The sequence below is a fragment of the Leifsonia soli genome (assembly GCF_013408745.1).
In the GTDB taxonomy this organism is placed as follows: Bacteria; Actinomycetota; Actinomycetes; order Actinomycetales; family Microbacteriaceae; genus Leifsonia; species Leifsonia soli.
The window spans coordinates 2,552,942-2,568,991 of the sequence record NZ_JACCBJ010000001.1 but is presented as its reverse complement, the minus strand read 5'-3'; the positions used below and the strand labels follow the sequence as shown (position 1 = coordinate 2,568,991).

At 66.6% G+C, this 16,050-nt stretch carries 19 protein-coding genes and 1 pseudogene; 10 read left to right on the top strand and 10 right to left on the bottom strand.

Going from position 1 to position 16,050, the window contains the following annotated elements:
* Window positions 1–95: 95 nt before the first annotated feature.
* The 6 genes and pseudogenes from BJ963_RS19175 to BJ963_RS12440 form a co-directional block, all read left to right on the top strand.
* A pseudogene (locus BJ963_RS19175) lies at window positions 96–266 on the top strand (rhodanese-like domain-containing protein); the annotation flags it as partial.
* 118 nt (window positions 267–384) lie between these two features.
* Window positions 385–693 carry a hypothetical protein gene (locus BJ963_RS12460; protein WP_064110160.1) on the top strand — a complete coding sequence of 103 codons (309 nt, stop codon included), beginning with the start codon at window positions 385–387 and terminating at the stop codon, window positions 691–693.
* Between the two features lie 215 nt (window positions 694–908).
* A complete protein-coding gene (locus tag BJ963_RS12455) occupies window positions 909–1,289 on the top strand; it encodes an ArsR/SmtB family transcription factor (protein WP_064110159.1) in 381 nt (126 codons plus the stop codon).
* Window positions 1,286–2,389, top strand: a complete 1,104-nt coding sequence (locus BJ963_RS12450) for a cation diffusion facilitator family transporter (protein ID WP_179457003.1) — start codon at window positions 1,286–1,288, stop codon at window positions 2,387–2,389. The genes BJ963_RS12455 and BJ963_RS12450 overlap by 4 nt, the downstream gene beginning before the upstream one ends.
* Before the next feature lie 33 nt (window positions 2,390–2,422).
* Complete coding sequence (locus BJ963_RS12445; protein ID WP_064110157.1) at window positions 2,423–2,710, top strand: antibiotic biosynthesis monooxygenase family protein; 288 nt, start codon at window positions 2,423–2,425, stop codon at window positions 2,708–2,710.
* 46 nt (window positions 2,711–2,756) lie between these two features.
* A complete protein-coding gene (locus tag BJ963_RS12440) occupies window positions 2,757–3,353 on the top strand; it encodes a cation efflux transmembrane domain-containing protein (RefSeq protein ID WP_179457001.1) in 597 nt (198 codons plus the stop codon).
* A gap of 84 nt (window positions 3,354–3,437) precedes the next feature.
* Here BJ963_RS12440 and BJ963_RS12435 read toward each other — a convergent pair whose 3' ends face one another.
* The 4 genes from BJ963_RS12435 to BJ963_RS12420 all read right to left on the bottom strand — a co-directional run bounded on the left by BJ963_RS12435 (window position 3,438) and on the right by BJ963_RS12420 (window position 6,973).
* Window positions 3,438–4,067, bottom strand: coding sequence for a TetR/AcrR family transcriptional regulator (locus tag BJ963_RS12435; protein ID WP_179456999.1), 630 nt, complete (start codon window positions 4,065–4,067; stop codon window positions 3,438–3,440).
* A gap of 113 nt (window positions 4,068–4,180) precedes the next feature.
* On the bottom strand, window positions 4,181–5,701 hold the full coding sequence (locus BJ963_RS12430) for a multicopper oxidase family protein (RefSeq protein ID WP_064110154.1): 1,521 nt from the start codon (window positions 5,699–5,701) through the stop codon (window positions 4,181–4,183).
* A 111-nt stretch (window positions 5,702–5,812) separates the two neighbouring features.
* Window positions 5,813–6,421, bottom strand: a complete 609-nt coding sequence (locus BJ963_RS12425) for a DUF305 domain-containing protein (RefSeq protein WP_179456997.1) — start codon at window positions 6,419–6,421, stop codon at window positions 5,813–5,815.
* An 84-nt stretch (window positions 6,422–6,505) separates the two neighbouring features.
* Window positions 6,506–6,973, bottom strand: a complete 468-nt coding sequence (locus BJ963_RS12420; RefSeq protein ID WP_064110152.1) for a hypothetical protein — start codon at window positions 6,971–6,973, stop codon at window positions 6,506–6,508.
* A gap of 138 nt (window positions 6,974–7,111) precedes the next feature.
* Here BJ963_RS12420 and BJ963_RS12415 point away from each other — a divergent pair, with 138 nt between their 5' ends.
* Window positions 7,112–7,363 (top strand): SHOCT domain-containing protein, encoded by a 252-nt coding sequence (locus BJ963_RS12415; RefSeq protein ID WP_064110151.1) that lies wholly within the window; start codon window positions 7,112–7,114, stop codon window positions 7,361–7,363.
* An 18-nt stretch (window positions 7,364–7,381) separates the two neighbouring features.
* Here the strand turns inward: BJ963_RS12415 and BJ963_RS12410 are convergent, their stop codons facing one another.
* Genes BJ963_RS12410 through BJ963_RS12395 form a run of 4 tightly spaced genes read right to left on the bottom strand, consistent with a single transcriptional unit; the run spans window position 7,382 to window position 12,381 of the window.
* On the bottom strand, window positions 7,382–7,684 hold the full coding sequence (locus BJ963_RS12410) for a metal-sensitive transcriptional regulator (protein ID WP_064110150.1): 303 nt from the start codon (window positions 7,682–7,684) through the stop codon (window positions 7,382–7,384).
* 13 nt (window positions 7,685–7,697) lie between these two features.
* Window positions 7,698–9,809: a heavy metal translocating P-type ATPase gene (locus BJ963_RS12405; protein WP_179456995.1), complete on the bottom strand. Its 2,112-nt coding sequence runs from the start codon at window positions 9,807–9,809 to the stop codon at window positions 7,698–7,700.
* Window positions 9,810–9,847: 38 nt separating this feature from the next.
* Entirely contained in the window at window positions 9,848–12,121 is a 2,274-nt protein-coding gene (locus BJ963_RS12400; protein WP_179456993.1) for a heavy metal translocating P-type ATPase, read from the bottom strand.
* 50 nt (window positions 12,122–12,171) lie between these two features.
* Window positions 12,172–12,381, bottom strand: a complete 210-nt coding sequence (locus BJ963_RS12395; RefSeq protein WP_064110148.1) for a heavy-metal-associated domain-containing protein — start codon at window positions 12,379–12,381, stop codon at window positions 12,172–12,174.
* 112 nt (window positions 12,382–12,493) lie between these two features.
* Between BJ963_RS12395 and BJ963_RS12390 the strand changes: the two genes are divergently transcribed.
* From BJ963_RS12390 to BJ963_RS12380, 3 genes are all read left to right on the top strand, one after another.
* On the top strand, window positions 12,494–13,174 hold the full coding sequence (locus BJ963_RS12390) for a cation diffusion facilitator family transporter (protein WP_179456991.1): 681 nt from the start codon (window positions 12,494–12,496) through the stop codon (window positions 13,172–13,174).
* A 346-nt stretch (window positions 13,175–13,520) separates the two neighbouring features.
* Window positions 13,521–13,925 carry a hypothetical protein gene (locus tag BJ963_RS12385; RefSeq protein WP_218857075.1) on the top strand — a complete coding sequence of 135 codons (405 nt, stop codon included), beginning with the start codon at window positions 13,521–13,523 and terminating at the stop codon, window positions 13,923–13,925.
* Window positions 13,926–13,927: 2 nt separating this feature from the next.
* Window positions 13,928–15,106: a tyrosine-type recombinase/integrase gene (locus BJ963_RS12380; protein WP_246298281.1), complete on the top strand. Its 1,179-nt coding sequence runs from the start codon at window positions 13,928–13,930 to the stop codon at window positions 15,104–15,106.
* A gap of 258 nt (window positions 15,107–15,364) precedes the next feature.
* Here the strand turns inward: BJ963_RS12380 and BJ963_RS12375 are convergent, their stop codons facing one another.
* Both BJ963_RS12375 and BJ963_RS19170 read right to left on the bottom strand, forming a co-directional pair.
* Entirely contained in the window at window positions 15,365–15,730 is a 366-nt protein-coding gene (locus tag BJ963_RS12375) for a DsrE family protein (RefSeq protein ID WP_179456987.1), read from the bottom strand.
* Complete coding sequence (locus BJ963_RS19170) at window positions 15,727–15,993, bottom strand: metal-sensing transcriptional repressor (protein WP_179456985.1); 267 nt, start codon at window positions 15,991–15,993, stop codon at window positions 15,727–15,729. Before BJ963_RS19170 ends, BJ963_RS12375 begins: the two co-directional genes overlap by 4 nt.
* Window positions 15,994–16,050: the final 57 nt, after the last annotated feature.

Genomic DNA, 16,050 nt, shown 5'->3' with positions numbered 1-16,050 from the left:
GGAGAGTGTTCCGGCAGGCGTCGACGGTGAGTCCGCGGTGTTGGAGCGTGCGGACGGTTTCGTGGTGCGGGCTGTCGGGCAGAAGGATGCTGGGCGAGCTGCCGGCCGGCCCGATCGTGGTGCACTGCCAGGTGGGCCAGCGCGGTCACACCGCCGCGCGCATCCTCGACCAGCACGGTTTCGACGTCGTCAACCTCGACGGGGGCTACCGCACCTGGGTGGCCGGCACGTCAGTGGCGGTGCCGGTACCGGTCAAATCGGCGTGATGAGGTGGCGTCACGAGCGCTGCTTGTGACGCCACAACCGGCTCGATCTAGCCCGATTCGGGCCATCCTGCAATGAATCAACGATGCTCGAGCGCCCTGAATGACGGAGGATGGTTGCATGAGGATCGAGGTACTGCATATCGAGGAGTGCCCGAACTGGGAGCAGGCGGGTGAGCGCGTCCGCGACGCCCTCGATCGACTCGGTGACACGACGACGGCCGTTGCTTTTCGGCTTCTTCAGACTCCGCTGGAGGCGGCGGCGGTCGCATTCGCGGGTTCACCGACGATTACCGCGGACGGGGCGGATCTGTTTCCGAACGGAGCGCGAACAACCGATCTCGCGTGCCGGATCTATTTCACCCCGGAGGGCGTCGCAGGGCTCCCGACGGTCGATCAGCTGGTGCAGGCGATCTCGACCCATGAATGATGACGCCTTGGTGGTGTGCTCTTGCTGTGGACGCGAGCTGCCCAGAAGCAGAGTTCACTCGCTGGAAGGCGGCAGCGCTCGCATCTGCAGACGGTGCGGCTTCTGGGTTGCCCTGTGGTGGCGTGGCGACCGACACCCGCAATAGCGACACGAGCGCATGAGTGCGCGCCCCGTGCTCTCCTCGTTGCCGTTGGCCGCGCGCGTATTATCTGCGTATGGATGCAGACAAGCCGATATGTGGGCGCCTTCCCGATAGCCAGTTCGTCGAGCTGGCGGTGGAGGTCTTCGCGATGCTGGCGGATGCGACGCGGGTGCGGATCGTCCTGGCGTTGAAGGATGCGGGCGAGCTGTCGGTGAACCACTTGGCCGACATTCTCGACAAGCAGCCGTCGGCGGTGTCTCAGCATCTGGCGAAGCTGCGGCTGGCGCGTATCGTGGCGACCCGGCAGGACGGGCAGCGCGTGTTCTATCGGCTGGAGAACGAGCACGCGAGCCGGCTGGTGTCCGATGCGATCTTGCAGGCCGAGCACTCCCTTGGAGGAACTCCCCGGCATCACCATGCTGTGGCGGCGGCCACGGAGGGGGCGTCAGCATGAGCGGAACCCACACGCACTCTCACGACGATCACGATCACTCCCACGTTCACGACGGCACAAATCATGCTCATCCTCACAACGAGGACCACGAGCATGACCAGGGTCACGGCCAGTCGCACGATCACGGTCACTCGCATGATCACGGCGAGCATTCGCACCCTCACGGTGGGGTGAAGGGGTTCCTCTACGACCTTTTCGTTCCGCACACCCACGATTCCGCTGATGCGGTGGATGACGCGCTGGAGGCGAGCAAGGCCGGTGTGACCGCCGTCAAGGTGTCGATGTTCATCCTGCTGGGCACGACGCTGCTTCAGTTGATCCTGGTGTGGGTCACCGGCTCTGTGGCGTTGCTGGCGGACACGATCCATAACTTCGCGGATGCGCTTACGGCGGTGCCGTTGTGGATCGCGTTCGTCCTTGGCCGTCGAGCGGCCACTCGTCGCTACACCTTCGGCTATGGCCGCGCCGAGGACCTCGCCGGCCTGTTCATCGTCTTCGTGGTCGCCCTCTCGGCGGTGGTGGCCGGGTGGGAGGCGATCGACCGGTTTGTGCATCCGCGGCCAGTGGAGAATGCGTGGTGGCTGGTCGTCGCCGGTGTGATCGGCTTCGCCGGAAACGAACTGGTCGCGATCTACCGCATCCGGGTGGGGCGGAAGATCGGCTCGGCTGCTTTGGTGGCTGACGGTGTGCATGCCCGGCTGGACGGGGTCACGTCGCTGTCGGTCGTGCTCGGTGCGATCGGCGTGATGCTCGGGTTCCCGCTGGCCGACCCGATCATCGGCCTGCTGATCTCCATCTCGATCCTGGTGCTGCTGTGGGGCACCGTGAAATCGGTCGGCGCACGACTGATGGATGCCGTCGATCCCGATCTTCTCGACCGAGTCGAGCGCATACTCGGGACAACGGACGGTGTTACGGGTGTCCGGAACGTGAAGCTGCGTTGGTCCGGGCACCGCCTCCTGGGCTCCGCAGTGATCACCACCGGCGCCACAACCCTCCACGACGCCACCCATGTGGCCGATCGCGCGACCGAGCACGTGCGCAGTGAGCTGCGCAACCTCGACGACTTCGTCGTGACACCGATCGCGGCCGACCACTGATCAGCCCCCGCTCCACTGAAAGGAACAACACGCATGTCCATCGTCAAGATCAACGCCATTCACGTCCCTGCCGGCCGGGGAGCTGACCTCGAGGCCCGCTTCGCCGGCCGCGCACACGACGTCGACCAGCACATCGGCTTCGAGAGCTTCCAGCTGCTTCGCCCGGTCAAGGGGGAGGATCGCTACTTCGTCGTCAGTACCTGGGCGACAGAGGAGGCGTACCAGGCGTGGCGGGAGGGACAGGCCGGGATGACTCACGGCGGATCCAACCCGGTCGCCACTGGGGCCGACCTGCTCGAGTTCGAGGTGGTCGACCTCTGAGTCGACTTCGCTCGACCATGCATTCTCGCGCGGAAGGACGCTGACGATGACCGATCTCGCTCCCGATCGGCGTGCGCTGTTGCGTGCCGGATTCACGCTGGAGTGGAACGTCGTAGGCGTCATGGTGCTCGCGGTCCTCGCCTTGTCGTCCGCCTCCGTCGCTCTCGCCGGCTTCGGGCTCGACTCGTTGGTCGAGATCGGGGCGAGCACGGTCGTAATTTGGGAGCTTTCGGGGACGGGGGAGCACCGGCAGAGGATCGCCCTGCGGCTTATCGGCGCTGCCTTCGTAGCCGTCGCCGGCTACCTCCTTGTGCAAACGGTCGTGGCCCTCGCCGGCGGTCATCGACCGGACGGCAGCGTCGGGGGCATCATATGGACCGGGATCACCGCCGCCACAATGTTCATCCTCGCCGCACTCAAAGCGCGTACCGGTCGAGCTCTGGGTAATCCGGTGCTGCAGAAGGAGGGCAGGGTGACCATGATCGACGGTCTACTGGCCTGCGCCGTCCTTGTCGGCGTCTTCCTGAACACCGTGCTGGGGTGGTGGTGGGCCGACTCGCTAGCGACTCTGGTGATCGTGTACTACGCGATCCGAGAAGCCGTCGAGATCTTTCGTGAAACGTCGGTGGAGGTCAGCACGTGACGAGCTTGGCGCAGGTTCGGCCCCGCTCGACTGCTGTCCGAGGCGGAGTCCGCTGGACGCTGCTGTCCTAGGTGCTCGCGCGCGTCAGTGATTCCACTGGTGGCCGCCTACCGGTCCGGGAAGGGCGCCAGATGAGTCCGCGCCGTGTGGATGTCCATCGACTCCCCGGATGCTTTCGAGGACGAGGGCGGTCAGTCGCGTCGCGGCGGAGGGCTCGGGGAGCATCGCTGCCGCCCCCAAGGCTCCGGTTGCGTATGCGGCGAGCATGGCCGCCTGAAGGTCGGTGCGGGCACGGCCGTCGTGGGCAGCCTCTTCGATGATGTCGGCCAGTAGTTCGCGAACTTCGCCTTCGGCGGGAGCCAGGCGAGCGGCGTCGTGGAGGGCCCCGTGATCCCCGTGTCGATGACCGCGTAAGCGCGCATACCCCATCAACACGTTCTCGAGTCGGTCGGCCGGAGCGCTGTCTGCGGCGATCGTTCGCAAGCGCTGGAGGTGGTTCGCCACCTCGCGCTGTTGCCAGGCGGTCAGAGCCGACCCGACGTCCGGAACGTACCGATACAAAGTCGCCCGCCCCACGCCGCTCGCCTCCGCCAGCGCTGTCATGGTCAGGCCGGCGACACCATCTCGATGCACCAGTTGCGCGGTCGCATCCAGGATCGCCTCCAACACCGCGGACCGGTGCTCGGTCACTGTCTCGCTCCACAACCTGGGCATGAGGTCAGAATACTCCTCGCTGAGACACTTTGACTCAAACCAAACGATGTGTATCAAGCCATCGGCCATGAGTCCACAGCTATGCGGAACCGCGCGTTCTGTTCCCCGTTGACTCAGCTCTGTTCGTAGCCAAGGACGGCCATCATCCCGGATTCGGCGTGGTAGATGTTGTGGCAATGGGTCATCCAGAGTCCGGGGTTGTCTGCATCGAAGAGGACGGTGAGCGACTGGTGTGGGAGCACGATGGCGGTGTCCTTTCGCGGGCCGCCATCGAGCTGGAAGGTGTGGCCGTGGATGTGGAAGGGGTGCCACATCATGGTCTGGTTGGCGATGGTGACCTGGACTCGTTCCCCTTCCCGCACCGCGTAGGCGCCGTCGAGAGGGTTGTTCATGTCGAAGGCTTTGCCGTTGATGCCCCAGTCGTACTTCATCATTCCGCCGGTGAGGGCAATGTCGATGCGGCGGTCGATTCCGCGCCGTCGGAGGGCAGCGGCGGGCGGGGCGCTGAGCACGGCCGCTGTGACCGGTGACGTGTCAGAGGCGGTGTACCCGTTCACGGTGGGTGCAGGGCTTCCGGGGTTGGATCGGAGGACGGCGAAGGCGCGGGCGGCTTTGCCGACGGCGTCGGCGACGATGGGGAAGGCGCCGTCGGCGACGGTGATGATCGCGTCGTAGCGTTCGCCCATGCCGAGGAGGATGCTGTCGCCCGTGACCGGGTTCACCGGGTATCCGTCGGTGTGGGTGACGGTGAGCCGGTGCCCTCCGACGGAGAACCGGAACGCGGTGTCGCCGCCGGCGTTGATGATGCGCAGCCGCACGCGTTGCCCGGGTTTCGCGGTGAAGGTGGCGGGGTCTTCTGCTGGGCGTCCGTTGATGAGGTAGTAGGGGTAGTAGACGTCTCCGGAGTCGCCGCCGAGCAGGCTGGAGGTGGTGCCGGTGAGCAGCTTGCCGTTGCGGGAGGGAGCGCCGCCGCCCATCCCGCCGCCCATCCCGCCCATTCCGCCCATGCTCATTCCCTTCTTAAGCTCGGCGAGCACTTGGTCAGGGGTGGCGGTGACGCCGTCGAGCCAGTCGTCGAGCACGAGCACCCAGTCGTGGTCGTAGCCGAGTGGCTCGTGCGGGTCTTCGACGATGAGCGGGCCTTGGAGGCCGCGGTCGAGTTGCGGGCCGACGTGTGGGTGGTACCAGTAGGTGCCAGGTGCGTCCGCGGTGAACTCGTAGTCGAACGAGCTCCCGGGCGCGATTGCGTGTTGAGTGATCGGGGGCACGCCGTCCATGTCATTCCGCAGGGCGATGCCGTGCCAGTGCACGGTGGTGTCATCCGGGAGATGGTTGGTCACGTGCGCTCGGATAGCGTCACCCGCGGTCGCCCGGATGGTGGGGCCGGGGACCTGACCGTTGTAGGCCCAGGTGGAGGCCGTGCGCGCGGCGAGGTCGATGTTCGTCTTGCCCGCGGTGAGCTGGACGCGGGTTGTTCGTCCGGTGCGTCGTCGGGCCCTCTCGGCCGCGGTGACGGGGGCGCTTGTTGCGGTGAGAAGGTTCGGGCCGCCGGTGCAGGCGGCGAGAGCGAAGGCGGTGGCGAGCCCGGCGCCGCCGAGGAGGACGCTGCGACGGGTGAGGTCCGGAGTGTTCATCGGATGTCCAAAGAGAGCAATCGACCGGAAGGGTCGAGATCGAAGAGGAGGGCGGGCGCCGCCACGAGGGGGAGGGTGACGGCGCCCACGTCTGGTGCGACCGGGAAGGGGTCAGAGGCTGGCGAGAAGCTGCTTCATGGTGGCGATCTCGGCGGTCTGTGTGGCGGCGATCGTCTTCGCCAGCGCGACGGCGTCCGTTGCCTTGCCCTTTTCGGTCTCGGTCGTGGCCATGGTGATGGCGCCTTGGTGGTGCTGGATCATCTGGGTGAGAAACAGCTTGGACGCGTCGGCGCCGGACGCTTTGGTGAGCGCGTTCATGTCCTGCTGCGACATCATCCCGTCACCACCCATGTCCATTCCGCTCATGTCGGACTTCTGCCCCCAGGCGGAGAGCCAGCCGTTCATGGTGTCGATCTCCGGCTGCTGCGCTGCCTTGATCTTCTGGGCGAGGTCAGTGACCCGGGCGTCCACACCCTGCTTGGTCAGGAGGGTGTCGGACATTTCGATCGCCTGCTGGTGGTGGGGGACCATGGCCATGGCGAAGGTGACGTCGGCCTGGTTGTGGTCCGAGGTCGCCGTGTCGGTGCTCGCGCTACTGTGGTCCATTCCGGGCATGTTTCCCATACCGGAGTCGCTCCCCGGAGAGCCGGCGGTGCAGCCGACTAATGCGGCGGCGGTCAGGAGGGCGCCGGAGGTGAGCGCGATCAGTCTGGTGTTCATCTGGATTGGTCTCTTTCGTCGTGTGGATGTGCTGATGCTGGGCAGGCTGAAGCACCACCGCGCGTGCGCGGGGTGCGACGCGCGTCATCTGCGATCGACGGAGAGAGCCAGAAGAGACGGTGGGGACGACCCGATGGTGCCGGCGACCGACCGGATCAAGGTGGCGGCTGCGGCGAGCATCCCCATGCCGAGCAGTGCACGGGTCAGGCCGGGAGCGATCAGCAGGATGGTTGCGGCCAGTAGGGCAAGGGTGCACACCATTGCCGTCATATCGTGCATCGGGTCGCAGCCGTCGGCAGCGCATCCGCTAGTCGTCCCCATGCCAGCGCTCGCCGGGGCGATCGCCGCCGAGTGCGCGCCGGCCCCGTTCGACTGCCCGGGGGCGGCCGCTGCGAGCGCGGCGTGAGACATGGTGAGCTCATGCGGTTGGCTCATCGGTGTGCTGACCACGTGCATGGCCAGCATCCCGGTGAGGATTCCCGCGACGGCGACGAGGAGGACGATCAGGCAGCGCCAGGTGCGGGTGTGTGTCGATATGCAGTCGGCGAGCATGTGTCCTCCTTCCGAGTAACAAGTTAGCGTCGCAGCCTGGATACCCGCCGGGGGTTTGATCAGTACGGGACTTTGTGCCCACTAGCGGTGCGCGATTCAGCCCCAACCTGGTTGAAGAAGTCAGCTGAGGAGGCGGTCATGTACGGGTGGATGATGGGCGGCGCGGGGGCGTGGTGGATCGTGTGGCTGCTCGTACCGTTGCTGATCATCGTGGTGGTCGTCGTGATGGTCGTCACGCTGACCCGGCGCGCCCCGTCCGGTGGCGCCGGCACTGTTCCACCGTCGAACTCCTCGGCGAGGGTAATCCTCGATGAGCGGTATGCCCGGGGTGAGATCGATCACGAGGAGTACATCCGGCGGCGAGACGAGCTCGGGCGCTCAGGCGGTTAGTGCCGGCAGGGTCGGGGCTTAGGAGCGCACGAGGCGGGCGATGGCGTCGCTCGCCTCTTTGATTTTGATGTCGGCCTCGTCGCCGCCGGCTCGTGCGGCGTCCAGGACGCAGTGCTTGAGGTGGTCGTCGAGCAGCCCGACGGCGACCGCTTGTAGGGCGCTGGTGAGGGCGCTGATCTGGGTGAGGATGTCGATGCAGTACTGCTCTTCGTCGACCATGCGGGAAATCCCCCGCGTCTGGCCTTCGATGCGCTTGAGCCGGTTGAGGTACTTGTCTTTGTCGGTGATGTAGCCGTATTCGGTGTGGTCGTGCTGGGTCATCGGGAGTCTTTCGTCAGGGGGTGAGGATGGTGCGGGTGCTGACCTCGGGGGCGAGGTCCAGGCGGCGGAGCAGTTGGGCGTTGAGGGCGACCACGACAGTCGACAGCGACATCAGTATGGCGCCGACGGACATGGGCAGCACGAAGCCGATCGGGGCGAGCACGCCGGCGGCAAGGGGGACGGAGATCAGGTTGTAGCCGGCGGCCCACCAGAGGTTCTGCTTCATCTTGCGGTAGCTGGCGCGGGAGAGCTCGATGACCGAGAGCACGCTGCGCGGGTCGGAGCTGGCCAGGATGACACCGGCGGAGGCGATCGCGATGCCGACGTCGGCCTGGGCGAGTGCGGGGGCGTCGTTGACGCCGTCGCCGACCATCGCCACCTTCCGGCCCTCCGTCTGCAGTTCGGCCACTGTGCTGGACTTGTCCTCCGGTCGCACGTGCGCATAGGTGCGGTCGATGCCGAGTTCGGCGGCGACCGCGTTTGCGACCGCTTCGGCGTCGCCCGTGATCATGACGACTTGCACGCCCAGCTTGTGGAGCGCGTCGACCGCCTCCCGGGATTCCGGGCGCACCTCGTCGGCGAGCTTCAGGCCGCCAATGAGGGTGCCGTTGCGGAGGACGTGGAGAATGATCGCTCCCTCGCTGCGCCACGAGCCGGCCTCCTCTACCTCCGTGGCTCCCGCTTCGTCGAGCAGCCGGGGGCCTCCGACGCGGATCTCTGCTCCATCGACGGTCGCGGTCACGCCGACGGCCGGTGAGGAAGAGAATCCCGCGGCCGGGGGAATGGTCAGTTCCCGTCCGCGTGCGGCGCGGACAATGGCCGTGGCAAGCGGGTGCTCGCTGTCCGCCTCGGCCGCCGCGGCGAGAGCGAGCACCTCGTCCTCGGTCAACGTGCCGACGAGTGCGATCCCAGTGACGGTCGGCTCGCCCTTGGTGAGAGTGCCGGTCTTGTCGAACAAGACGGTGTCGACGGTCCGCATGCTCTCCAGCGCGAGCCGGTCCTTGACGAGGACGCCGCCGCGGGCGGCGCGCTCGGTCGCGATGGAGACGACCAGCGGGATGGCGAGGCCGAGCGCGTGCGGGCAGGCGATCACGAGAACCGTGATGGTGCGCACGACGGCGTCGTCGGGGCTGCCGACGAGGGTCCAGACGATGGCGGTGATGATGGCGGCGCCGAGGGCGAACCAGAACAGCAGTGCGGCGGCACGGTCGGCGATGCGCTGGGCGCGAGAGGAGGAGTTCTGCGCCTCGGTGACCAGCCGTTGGATGCCGGCGAGGGCCGTGTCGTCACCGACGGCGGTGACCTCGACCCGGAGCCCGGAGTCGACCGCGACGGTTCCGGCGGTCACAGCGTCGCCGTCGCCGCGGGAGACCGGGCGGGATTCGCCGGTCACCATCGACTCGTCCATTTCCGCGCGGCCGTCGACGATCCGGCCGTCTGCGGGGACGCTCCCGCCGGGCCGGATGAGTACCACGTCCCCCACGTGGAGATCGGCAGGGGCGACCTTGACGGTGGTGTCGCCCTCGATCCGTTCCGCCTCGTCGGGGAGGAGCGCGGCGAGGGAATCGAGCGCCGAACTGGTCTGGGCCAGGGACCGCATCTCGATCCAGTGCCCGAGCAGCATGATCACGATCAGCAGCGCCAGTTCCCACCAGAACTCGAGTTCGTGGTCGAGCAGGCCGAGCGTGGCCCCCCAGGAGGCGAAGAACGCGACGGTGATCGCCAGGCCGATCAGTAGCATCATGCCCGGTGTGCGGCTCTTCAGCTCGCTGTAGGCGCCGCTGAGGAACGGCCAGCCGCCCCACACGTACATGACGGTGCCGAGCACAGGCGCGATCCAGAGCGCCCACGTCGGCACGGTGTAGCCGAGGATCATCGCGAACATCTGCGAGGTCGCGACGACCGGGACGGCGATGATCAGGTTGATCCAGAACAGCCGCCGGAACTGACCGACGTGGTCGCCATGGCCGGTGTGCCCCGAGTGACTCGCATGGCCGTCGTGGTCCATTGCGGAGTGGTCCATGCCGCCATGGTCCATGGCGGCGTGATCAGCGGCGGTGTGCGCGTCGTGGACCGCGGGTTCGGCGGTCTCGGTGTGCTGGTGGTGAGCGTGCGGGTCGGTCATGAGGTCACTTCCGTTGTGCGAATGCTCGGGTTCGAGTGTTACACCGTGCTCGGCACGATGCTGGTGAAGCTGCGCAGGCGCAGGCTGTTCCCGACGACGAACACGCTCGAGGCGGCCATGGCCGCTCCGGCGAGCATCGGGTTCAGCAGCCCGAGGGCAGCGATCGGGATGGCGGCGACGTTGTAAGCGAAGGCCCAGAACAGGTTCGACTTGATCGTCCGGAGGGTCGTCCGGGAGAGCCGGATGGCGTCGACCGCGCCGCGCAGGTCGCCGCGCACCAGGGTGATGTCCGAGGCCTGGATGGCCGCGTCGGTGCCGGTCCCCATCGCCAGACCGAGGTCGGCCTGCGCGAGGGCGGGTGCGTCGTTGACGCCGTCGCCGACCATCGCGACGATCCGTCCCTCCCGCTGCAGCCCGGCGATCACAGCCACCTTGTCCTGCGGGAGGACGTCGGCGATGACCCGGTCGATGCCCGCCTCGGCGGCGATCCGCTCGGCGACGGCCTGGTTGTCTCCAGTGAGGAGGATAGGCGTCAGACCCAGTTTCCGGAGGCCGGCGACAGCCTCGGCGCTGGTCGGTTTGAGCGTGTCGGCCACGATGAGGATGCCGCGGGCCTGGCCGTCCCAGGCGACCGTCACGACCGTCTTGCCTCCGGCTTCGGCAGTCGACTTGCGGGCGGCCAGCGCCGGGCTGAGTGCGAGCGACCAGTCGGCCAAGAGCGAGTCGCGGCCGACGAGGACGGCGTGTCCCTCGACAACGCCCTGTACGCCCCGGCCTTCGATGTTCTGGAACTCCTCGACAGGAGGGAGAGCGCGTCTCGCCTGCTCGGTGGCGGCCTTCGCGATTGCCTGCGCGATCGGGTGCTCGGAGGCGTGCTCAAGCGCGCCGGCCAGGCGCAGCAGGTCATCGCGGTCGGTGCCGTCCTCCGGGATCGTCTCGACCAGTGTCATCCGGCCGGTGGTCACCGTGCCGGTCTTGTCGAGCACGACGGTGTTGACAGTGCGGGTGGACTCGAGGACTTCGGGTCCGGTGATGAGGACTCCCAGCTGGGCTCCCCGTCCGGTGCCGACGAGCAGGGCGGTCGGCGTGGCCAGCCCGAGCGCGCACGGGCAGGCGATCACGAGGACGGCCACCGCAGCTGTGAAGCCTGCCGCGATCGGGAACCCGGCGATCAGCCAGAGGGCGAGGGTCACGACAGCGATCCCGATCACGATCGGCACGAACACGGCCGAGACCCGGTCAGCCAGGCGCTGCACCTCCGCCTTGCCGGTCTGCGCGTCCTCCACGAGCCGAGCCATCTGCGCCAGCTGCGTCTCGGACCCAACGCGGGTCGCCCGGACGACCAACCGCCCGCCCGCGTTGACGGTGGCGCCGGCGACGGCGTCGCCCGCGACCACCTCGACGGGGACGGACTCGCCGGTAAGCATCGAGGTGTCGACCGCAGAGCTTCCGGAGACGACGACACCGTCGGTGGCGATCTTCTCCCCGGGGCGGACCACGAACTCGTCGTCCACCCGCATCTGCTCGACGGGGATCCGCGACTCCACCCCGCCGCGGAGTACCACGACCTCTTTCGCTCCCAGCTCCAGCAGCGCGCGCAGGGCCGCTCCCGCCCGCCGCTTCGCCCGCTTCTCGAAGAAGCGTCCGGCGAGGATGAACACCGTCACGCCGGAGGCCACCTCCAGGTAGATGTTCGACGTGCCGTTCGAGGGTGCGAGGGTCAGCTCGAAGGCGTGCGTCATGCCAGGCATCCCCGCCGTGCCGAGGAACAGGGCGTAGAGCGACCAGAGGAAGGCCGATGTCACCCCCAAGGAGATGAGTGTGTCCATCGTCGCCGCACCGTGCCGGAGGTTCGTCCATGCGGCTTTGTGGAACGGCCACGCACCCCAGACGACGACCGGTGCGGCGAGCGTCAGGGAGGCCCACTGCCAGTATGTGAACTGGAGCACGGGGACCATCGCCAGGGCGACCACCGGCACGGTCAGCGCCACGGAGATCAGCAGCCGCGTGCGCAAAGAACCGAGCTCCGCGTCGACCGGTTCCGCAGCAGGCTGCTCGGCAGGAGGAGCCGGGCGCGCGGGCACGGCGGCGGTGTAGCCCGCTTTCTCCACTTCCGCGATCAGCGCGGTTACCTCGTATCCACGAGGAGCGGTCACCTTTGCCTTCTCTGTGGCGTAGTTGACCGTCGCGGTGACGCCATCGAGTTTGTTCAGCTTCTTCTCGACCCGCATCGCGCAGGAAGCACACGTCATCCCGCCGATCTCCAGCTCTACGGCGGTGTTCGGCTCATCGGCCGGGGTCGTGATGCTCATTGAACCTCCTCGATCAGAGTGCGGTGCGCGCGGGTCGCTGTGCTGGGTCTTTAGGCGCGTACTGCGGAGTACCCGGCCTCTTCGACGGCGGCCAGCACTGCAGAGTCGTCGATCGGCTCGGCCGAAGTCACGACCAGCTTCCCGGTCTGCGCGCTCACGGTGAGGGCGGTCACGCCCGCCACCTGCTCGACTTCTTCGCGGACGGAGATCTCGCAGTGGCCGCAGGTCATTCCGGTCACCTGGAATTCGGTGGTGGACATTCTCGGTCCCTTCCCGGGCATACCCCCATTGGGTATGCTCACTCGTCTCAGCAATATACCCCTTAAGGGTATTCCCGTCCACCTCGACTTGGCAGGATGAAAGAATGCCCGAGTGCCCGATCAGACGGACCGCTCCCAGCCCAACCCGGCGGGAGTAAGCGCGCCCAGGTGGAGTCAGCGGCGACGGATCCTGATCGTCCTATGCCTGAATTTGGCCCTGATCGTCGGTCTGGTGATCGCGGGTCTTGTTGCGCATTCGGTCAGTGTGCTCGCCGCCGCCGGCGACACTGTGGCCGACTGCTTCGCCCTCGCCCTCGGCCTGATAGCGATCGCGCTCCGCGACCGCGACCCCGACCATCCGCACGCGCAACGACCGATCGCGATCGCCGCGTTGGTGAACGCCCTGCTACTGCTCGCCGTGACCGTGACGGTGACCATCGAGGCGATCTCCCGGCTACAGGAGGGCTCGCCACCGGTGGAGGGACTGCCGATGGTGATCGTCAGCGTGATCACGATGCTCGTGATGCTTGCGGGCGCGTTCGTCCTCGGCCGCTCGGCAGCCGGGGAGGACCTGCATATGCGCTCGGTCCTGATCGATGCCCACGCTGATGCAGCCGCTGCAGCGGCGATCGCCGTCGCCGGCGTCATCATTCTGATCACCAACGACCTCTACTGGCTCGACCCCGTCCTCGCGCTGGGAGTCTCCGTTCTCATCGCGGTCGCCGCCATCCAGCTCGTCATCAAAGCCCTCGCAGTATTGCAGGGCAAGGACGTCGACTTCGACGACGACTGAGTCTCCATGCGAAAACCGCGTCGCGGTCGCCTCGGAGTCCGAGGGCCCAGCCGATCTCGCACGAGATAATCCGGTCGCTGGCGTCTGAGATCGACTGGACGGCGCACCGTGCGCCCCTGCTCCGGTGAACTGTCGAGGAGCCGCCTGCGGCGGCACTGCACCTGTCGACTTGTTTGTCTTTCCGCCGGCCGATCGTAGCTCGTTCCCGGTGCTCCGTGCCGGGCTTTCGCGGCATATCCTCGCTCCGCTGCGCTCCGTTCCGGTATTCCACGATCCCGGCACTGCGCACCTCCCACTCGCTCTCGATCTCCCCGCCGGAAGGCAAACAAGAACGAGAGACAGGGGAGTGATTGAGATGCGGGTATTCGTCATCGACACCAGAAACACGGGTCCGGAACTGCAGGGTGGTCTGGTCGGCGTGGTTGGCTCGACCAACCCGAGCTCGGAGGAGAAGAGCGAATGCGTTGAGACCGTAAGCCGCTATGCGATGGATGGATGGGCGATCGCAGCCGACCCGTTCACGCCAATCGGACGATTGGCGGCGCTGACGGCAGAGCCGGCGTGCGTTCCCTTCGTTCGCCTCAATGACGCCCGCCGGCCCCAGCGGGGCGCGCGTAGCATGGAGACCACGCGTAGTCCCGAGCGGGATTCCGCTGACCTCAACGGATCGCCGTTTCCCGCGCCGACACCCGAGATCCGCTACAGCGGAGTCGGGCTGACTGGCTCGCGTATCGAGAACGGGGGTCGGTGATCATGTCCCGTCCTCCGCTGGTCTCCGAGACGTGGGGCACGGTCACGACGCGCATGCTTGCGCAAGACCGCTGGGCCGCGCGCGCCCGCTATCGCGACGTCGACGGTCGCACACGACAGATCGAACGCATCGGGCGCACCAAACAGAAGGCCGAAGCGCTTCTCCGCGAGGCGATGCGGGATCGCATCAAGCCGCTTGGCGACGGCGAGCTCAACCCTGAGACGCGGCTCGCCGACCTGGCGATCGTTTGGTGGGATGAGTTCAGCCACACCTCACGCTCGAACGGGACACTGCGTCGTTACGAGACGGTGCTAGACAAGTACATCGTGCCCAATCTCGGCGGTTGGATGATCCGCGAGGCTTCAGTCTCGAAGTTGGATCGGTTCGTCAAGCAAACCGCCCGGCTGAATGGTTACTCCAACGCGAGCATCGCCGTCGTCTTGCTCACGGGGATGTTTGCCATGGCTGCTCGGCATGACGCGATCGAGGCCAACCCGATGAAATCGGTCGCGCCGGTGGAGGAACCGGACCATCAAGTCGCCACGTTCTCCCTCGAAGATGTCGCCGAGCTGCGGGAGATCCTCGCTCGCTGGGACGCCGGATTGGACGCATCCGGTCGGCGTCGCGGCACCGATCTAGCGGATCCCGTGGACTTCTTCCTTGGCACAGGGTGTCGGCCAGGCGAGGTGTTCGCGCTGATGTGGGAGGACGTAAACTTCACCATCCAGCCGTTCACAGTCGACATCCACCGGACCATGGCGAAGAACCGCGAAGGTCGCTGGACCGTGCAGAACAAGACGAAGACCGGCGGCGGGCGACGGCTCTTCCTGCCCACGTTCGTGGGAAAGATGCTCCTCCGTCGACGGGTGGAATCCTTTTCAGAGCTCGTCTTCCCCTCCTCGACGCTCACCCCGCGAATCCCCGACAACTTCCGACTTCAGTGGCACATGGCGTTGAAGGGGACAAGATTCGAGGGGCGCGTGCCAAAGGAGTTCAGGTCCACTGTCGCAACCGCGCTACGCGATGCCATTGGCCTGGAGCGGGCTCAGCACCAATTGGGCCACTCGACATACGCCACGACGGAGCAGTCCTACCTGCCGCGGGTGGTTCAGGTGCCCGACTCGACAGCAATCCTCGAACGGTTCAACGTGCGCGGCGATTCCGGCCCCGGACTCGCGTAGCTCACCGTTTACTCACCGCTTTGGGCGTGATCCACGGCGTGTCGCGGAGATCACACGAGTACCCCAATAGTGGGAAAAGCCCCGATCAATGGGGCTTACGAGACCGAGTGTGACTCTCTGATATCCAGAGTGGGAGAAGCTGAGGTTCTACCATTGAACTACACTCGCGCGGCCCGGAATCCCAGTAAAACATTGGGAACTCAGGCTGCCGTCCACACTACCCGGTCGATGCTTTTTGGCCAAACTTCGACGTCGACATCAGGGGTGCAGGTATGCCCAGCCTTCGCGCTGTCGAATGACGAGGTGTGCGATGCCTGATGGAACCACCACCGTGTCCGGGATGAGTCGATCCGGCAGGATGTGTTCGCCGCGGAGAGTGTTCTGACAAGCGTCGACAGCGAGGCCGCGATGCTGGAGCGCACGAACGGTTTCGCTGTGCGGGCTTCCCGGGAGGAGGAGGCTGATGGCGGGCCCGTGGACGACGAGTTCGATCTTTGTCTCCGGTTCGAGCGCATCGATCAGATTGCTGACATTGCGGAGAACGGCAGCGTGCTTCGCCGGGTCGGAGTCGTTGAGGTGGACGACGACGCCCGAGGATGAGGTGGCTCCGGGCACGTCGTTCACGCGAGCGTCATGAAGAGCTTCTGGAGCTCCTCCATGGTCATCGGATCGGAGGTGTCGTCGGGGTCGGTGATGCACTTCTGCATGGCGGTGGAGATGATCTGGAAGCCCGCTTTGTCGAGCGCGCTCGAGACGGCGGCGAGCTGGATGACGACGTCGCGGCACGAGCCGCCGTTCTCGACGGCGGCGATGACGGCGCCCAGCTGGCCCTGGGCGCGGCGGAGGCGGTTGAGGACGGGTTTGATGTCGGCGGTGGTGGTGGCCACGGTGGTCTTCTCTCTCGGTGGTGCCGCACGGGCGGCGTATCGGGGTACCCGCCAGGG

Coding starts and splice junctions, on each gene's coding strand:
- BJ963_RS12460 (WP_064110160.1), top strand. CDS start 385: ATGAGGATCGAGGTACTGCATATCGAGGAGTGCCCGAACTGGGAGCAG.
- BJ963_RS12455 (WP_064110159.1), top strand. CDS start 909: ATGGATGCAGACAAGCCGATATGTGGGCGCCTTCCCGATAGCCAGTTC.
- BJ963_RS12450 (WP_179457003.1), top strand. CDS start 1,286: ATGAGCGGAACCCACACGCACTCTCACGACGATCACGATCACTCCCAC.
- BJ963_RS12445 (WP_064110157.1), top strand. CDS start 2,423: ATGTCCATCGTCAAGATCAACGCCATTCACGTCCCTGCCGGCCGGGGA.
- BJ963_RS12440 (WP_179457001.1), top strand. CDS start 2,757: ATGACCGATCTCGCTCCCGATCGGCGTGCGCTGTTGCGTGCCGGATTC.
- BJ963_RS12435 (WP_179456999.1), bottom strand. CDS start 4,067: ATGCCCAGGTTGTGGAGCGAGACAGTGACCGAGCACCGGTCCGCGGTG.
- BJ963_RS12430 (WP_064110154.1), bottom strand. CDS start 5,701: ATGAACACTCCGGACCTCACCCGTCGCAGCGTCCTCCTCGGCGGCGCC.
- BJ963_RS12425 (WP_179456997.1), bottom strand. CDS start 6,421: ATGAACACCAGACTGATCGCGCTCACCTCCGGCGCCCTCCTGACCGCC.
- BJ963_RS12420 (WP_064110152.1), bottom strand. CDS start 6,973: ATGCTCGCCGACTGCATATCGACACACACCCGCACCTGGCGCTGCCTG.
- BJ963_RS12415 (WP_064110151.1), top strand. CDS start 7,112: ATGTACGGGTGGATGATGGGCGGCGCGGGGGCGTGGTGGATCGTGTGG.
- BJ963_RS12410 (WP_064110150.1), bottom strand. CDS start 7,684: ATGACCCAGCACGACCACACCGAATACGGCTACATCACCGACAAAGAC.
- BJ963_RS12405 (WP_179456995.1), bottom strand. CDS start 9,809: ATGACCGACCCGCACGCTCACCACCAGCACACCGAGACCGCCGAACCC.
- BJ963_RS12400 (WP_179456993.1), bottom strand. CDS start 12,121: ATGAGCATCACGACCCCGGCCGATGAGCCGAACACCGCCGTAGAGCTG.
- BJ963_RS12395 (WP_064110148.1), bottom strand. CDS start 12,381: ATGTCCACCACCGAATTCCAGGTGACCGGAATGACCTGCGGCCACTGC.
- BJ963_RS12380 (WP_246298281.1), top strand. CDS start 13,928: ATGTCCCGTCCTCCGCTGGTCTCCGAGACGTGGGGCACGGTCACGACG.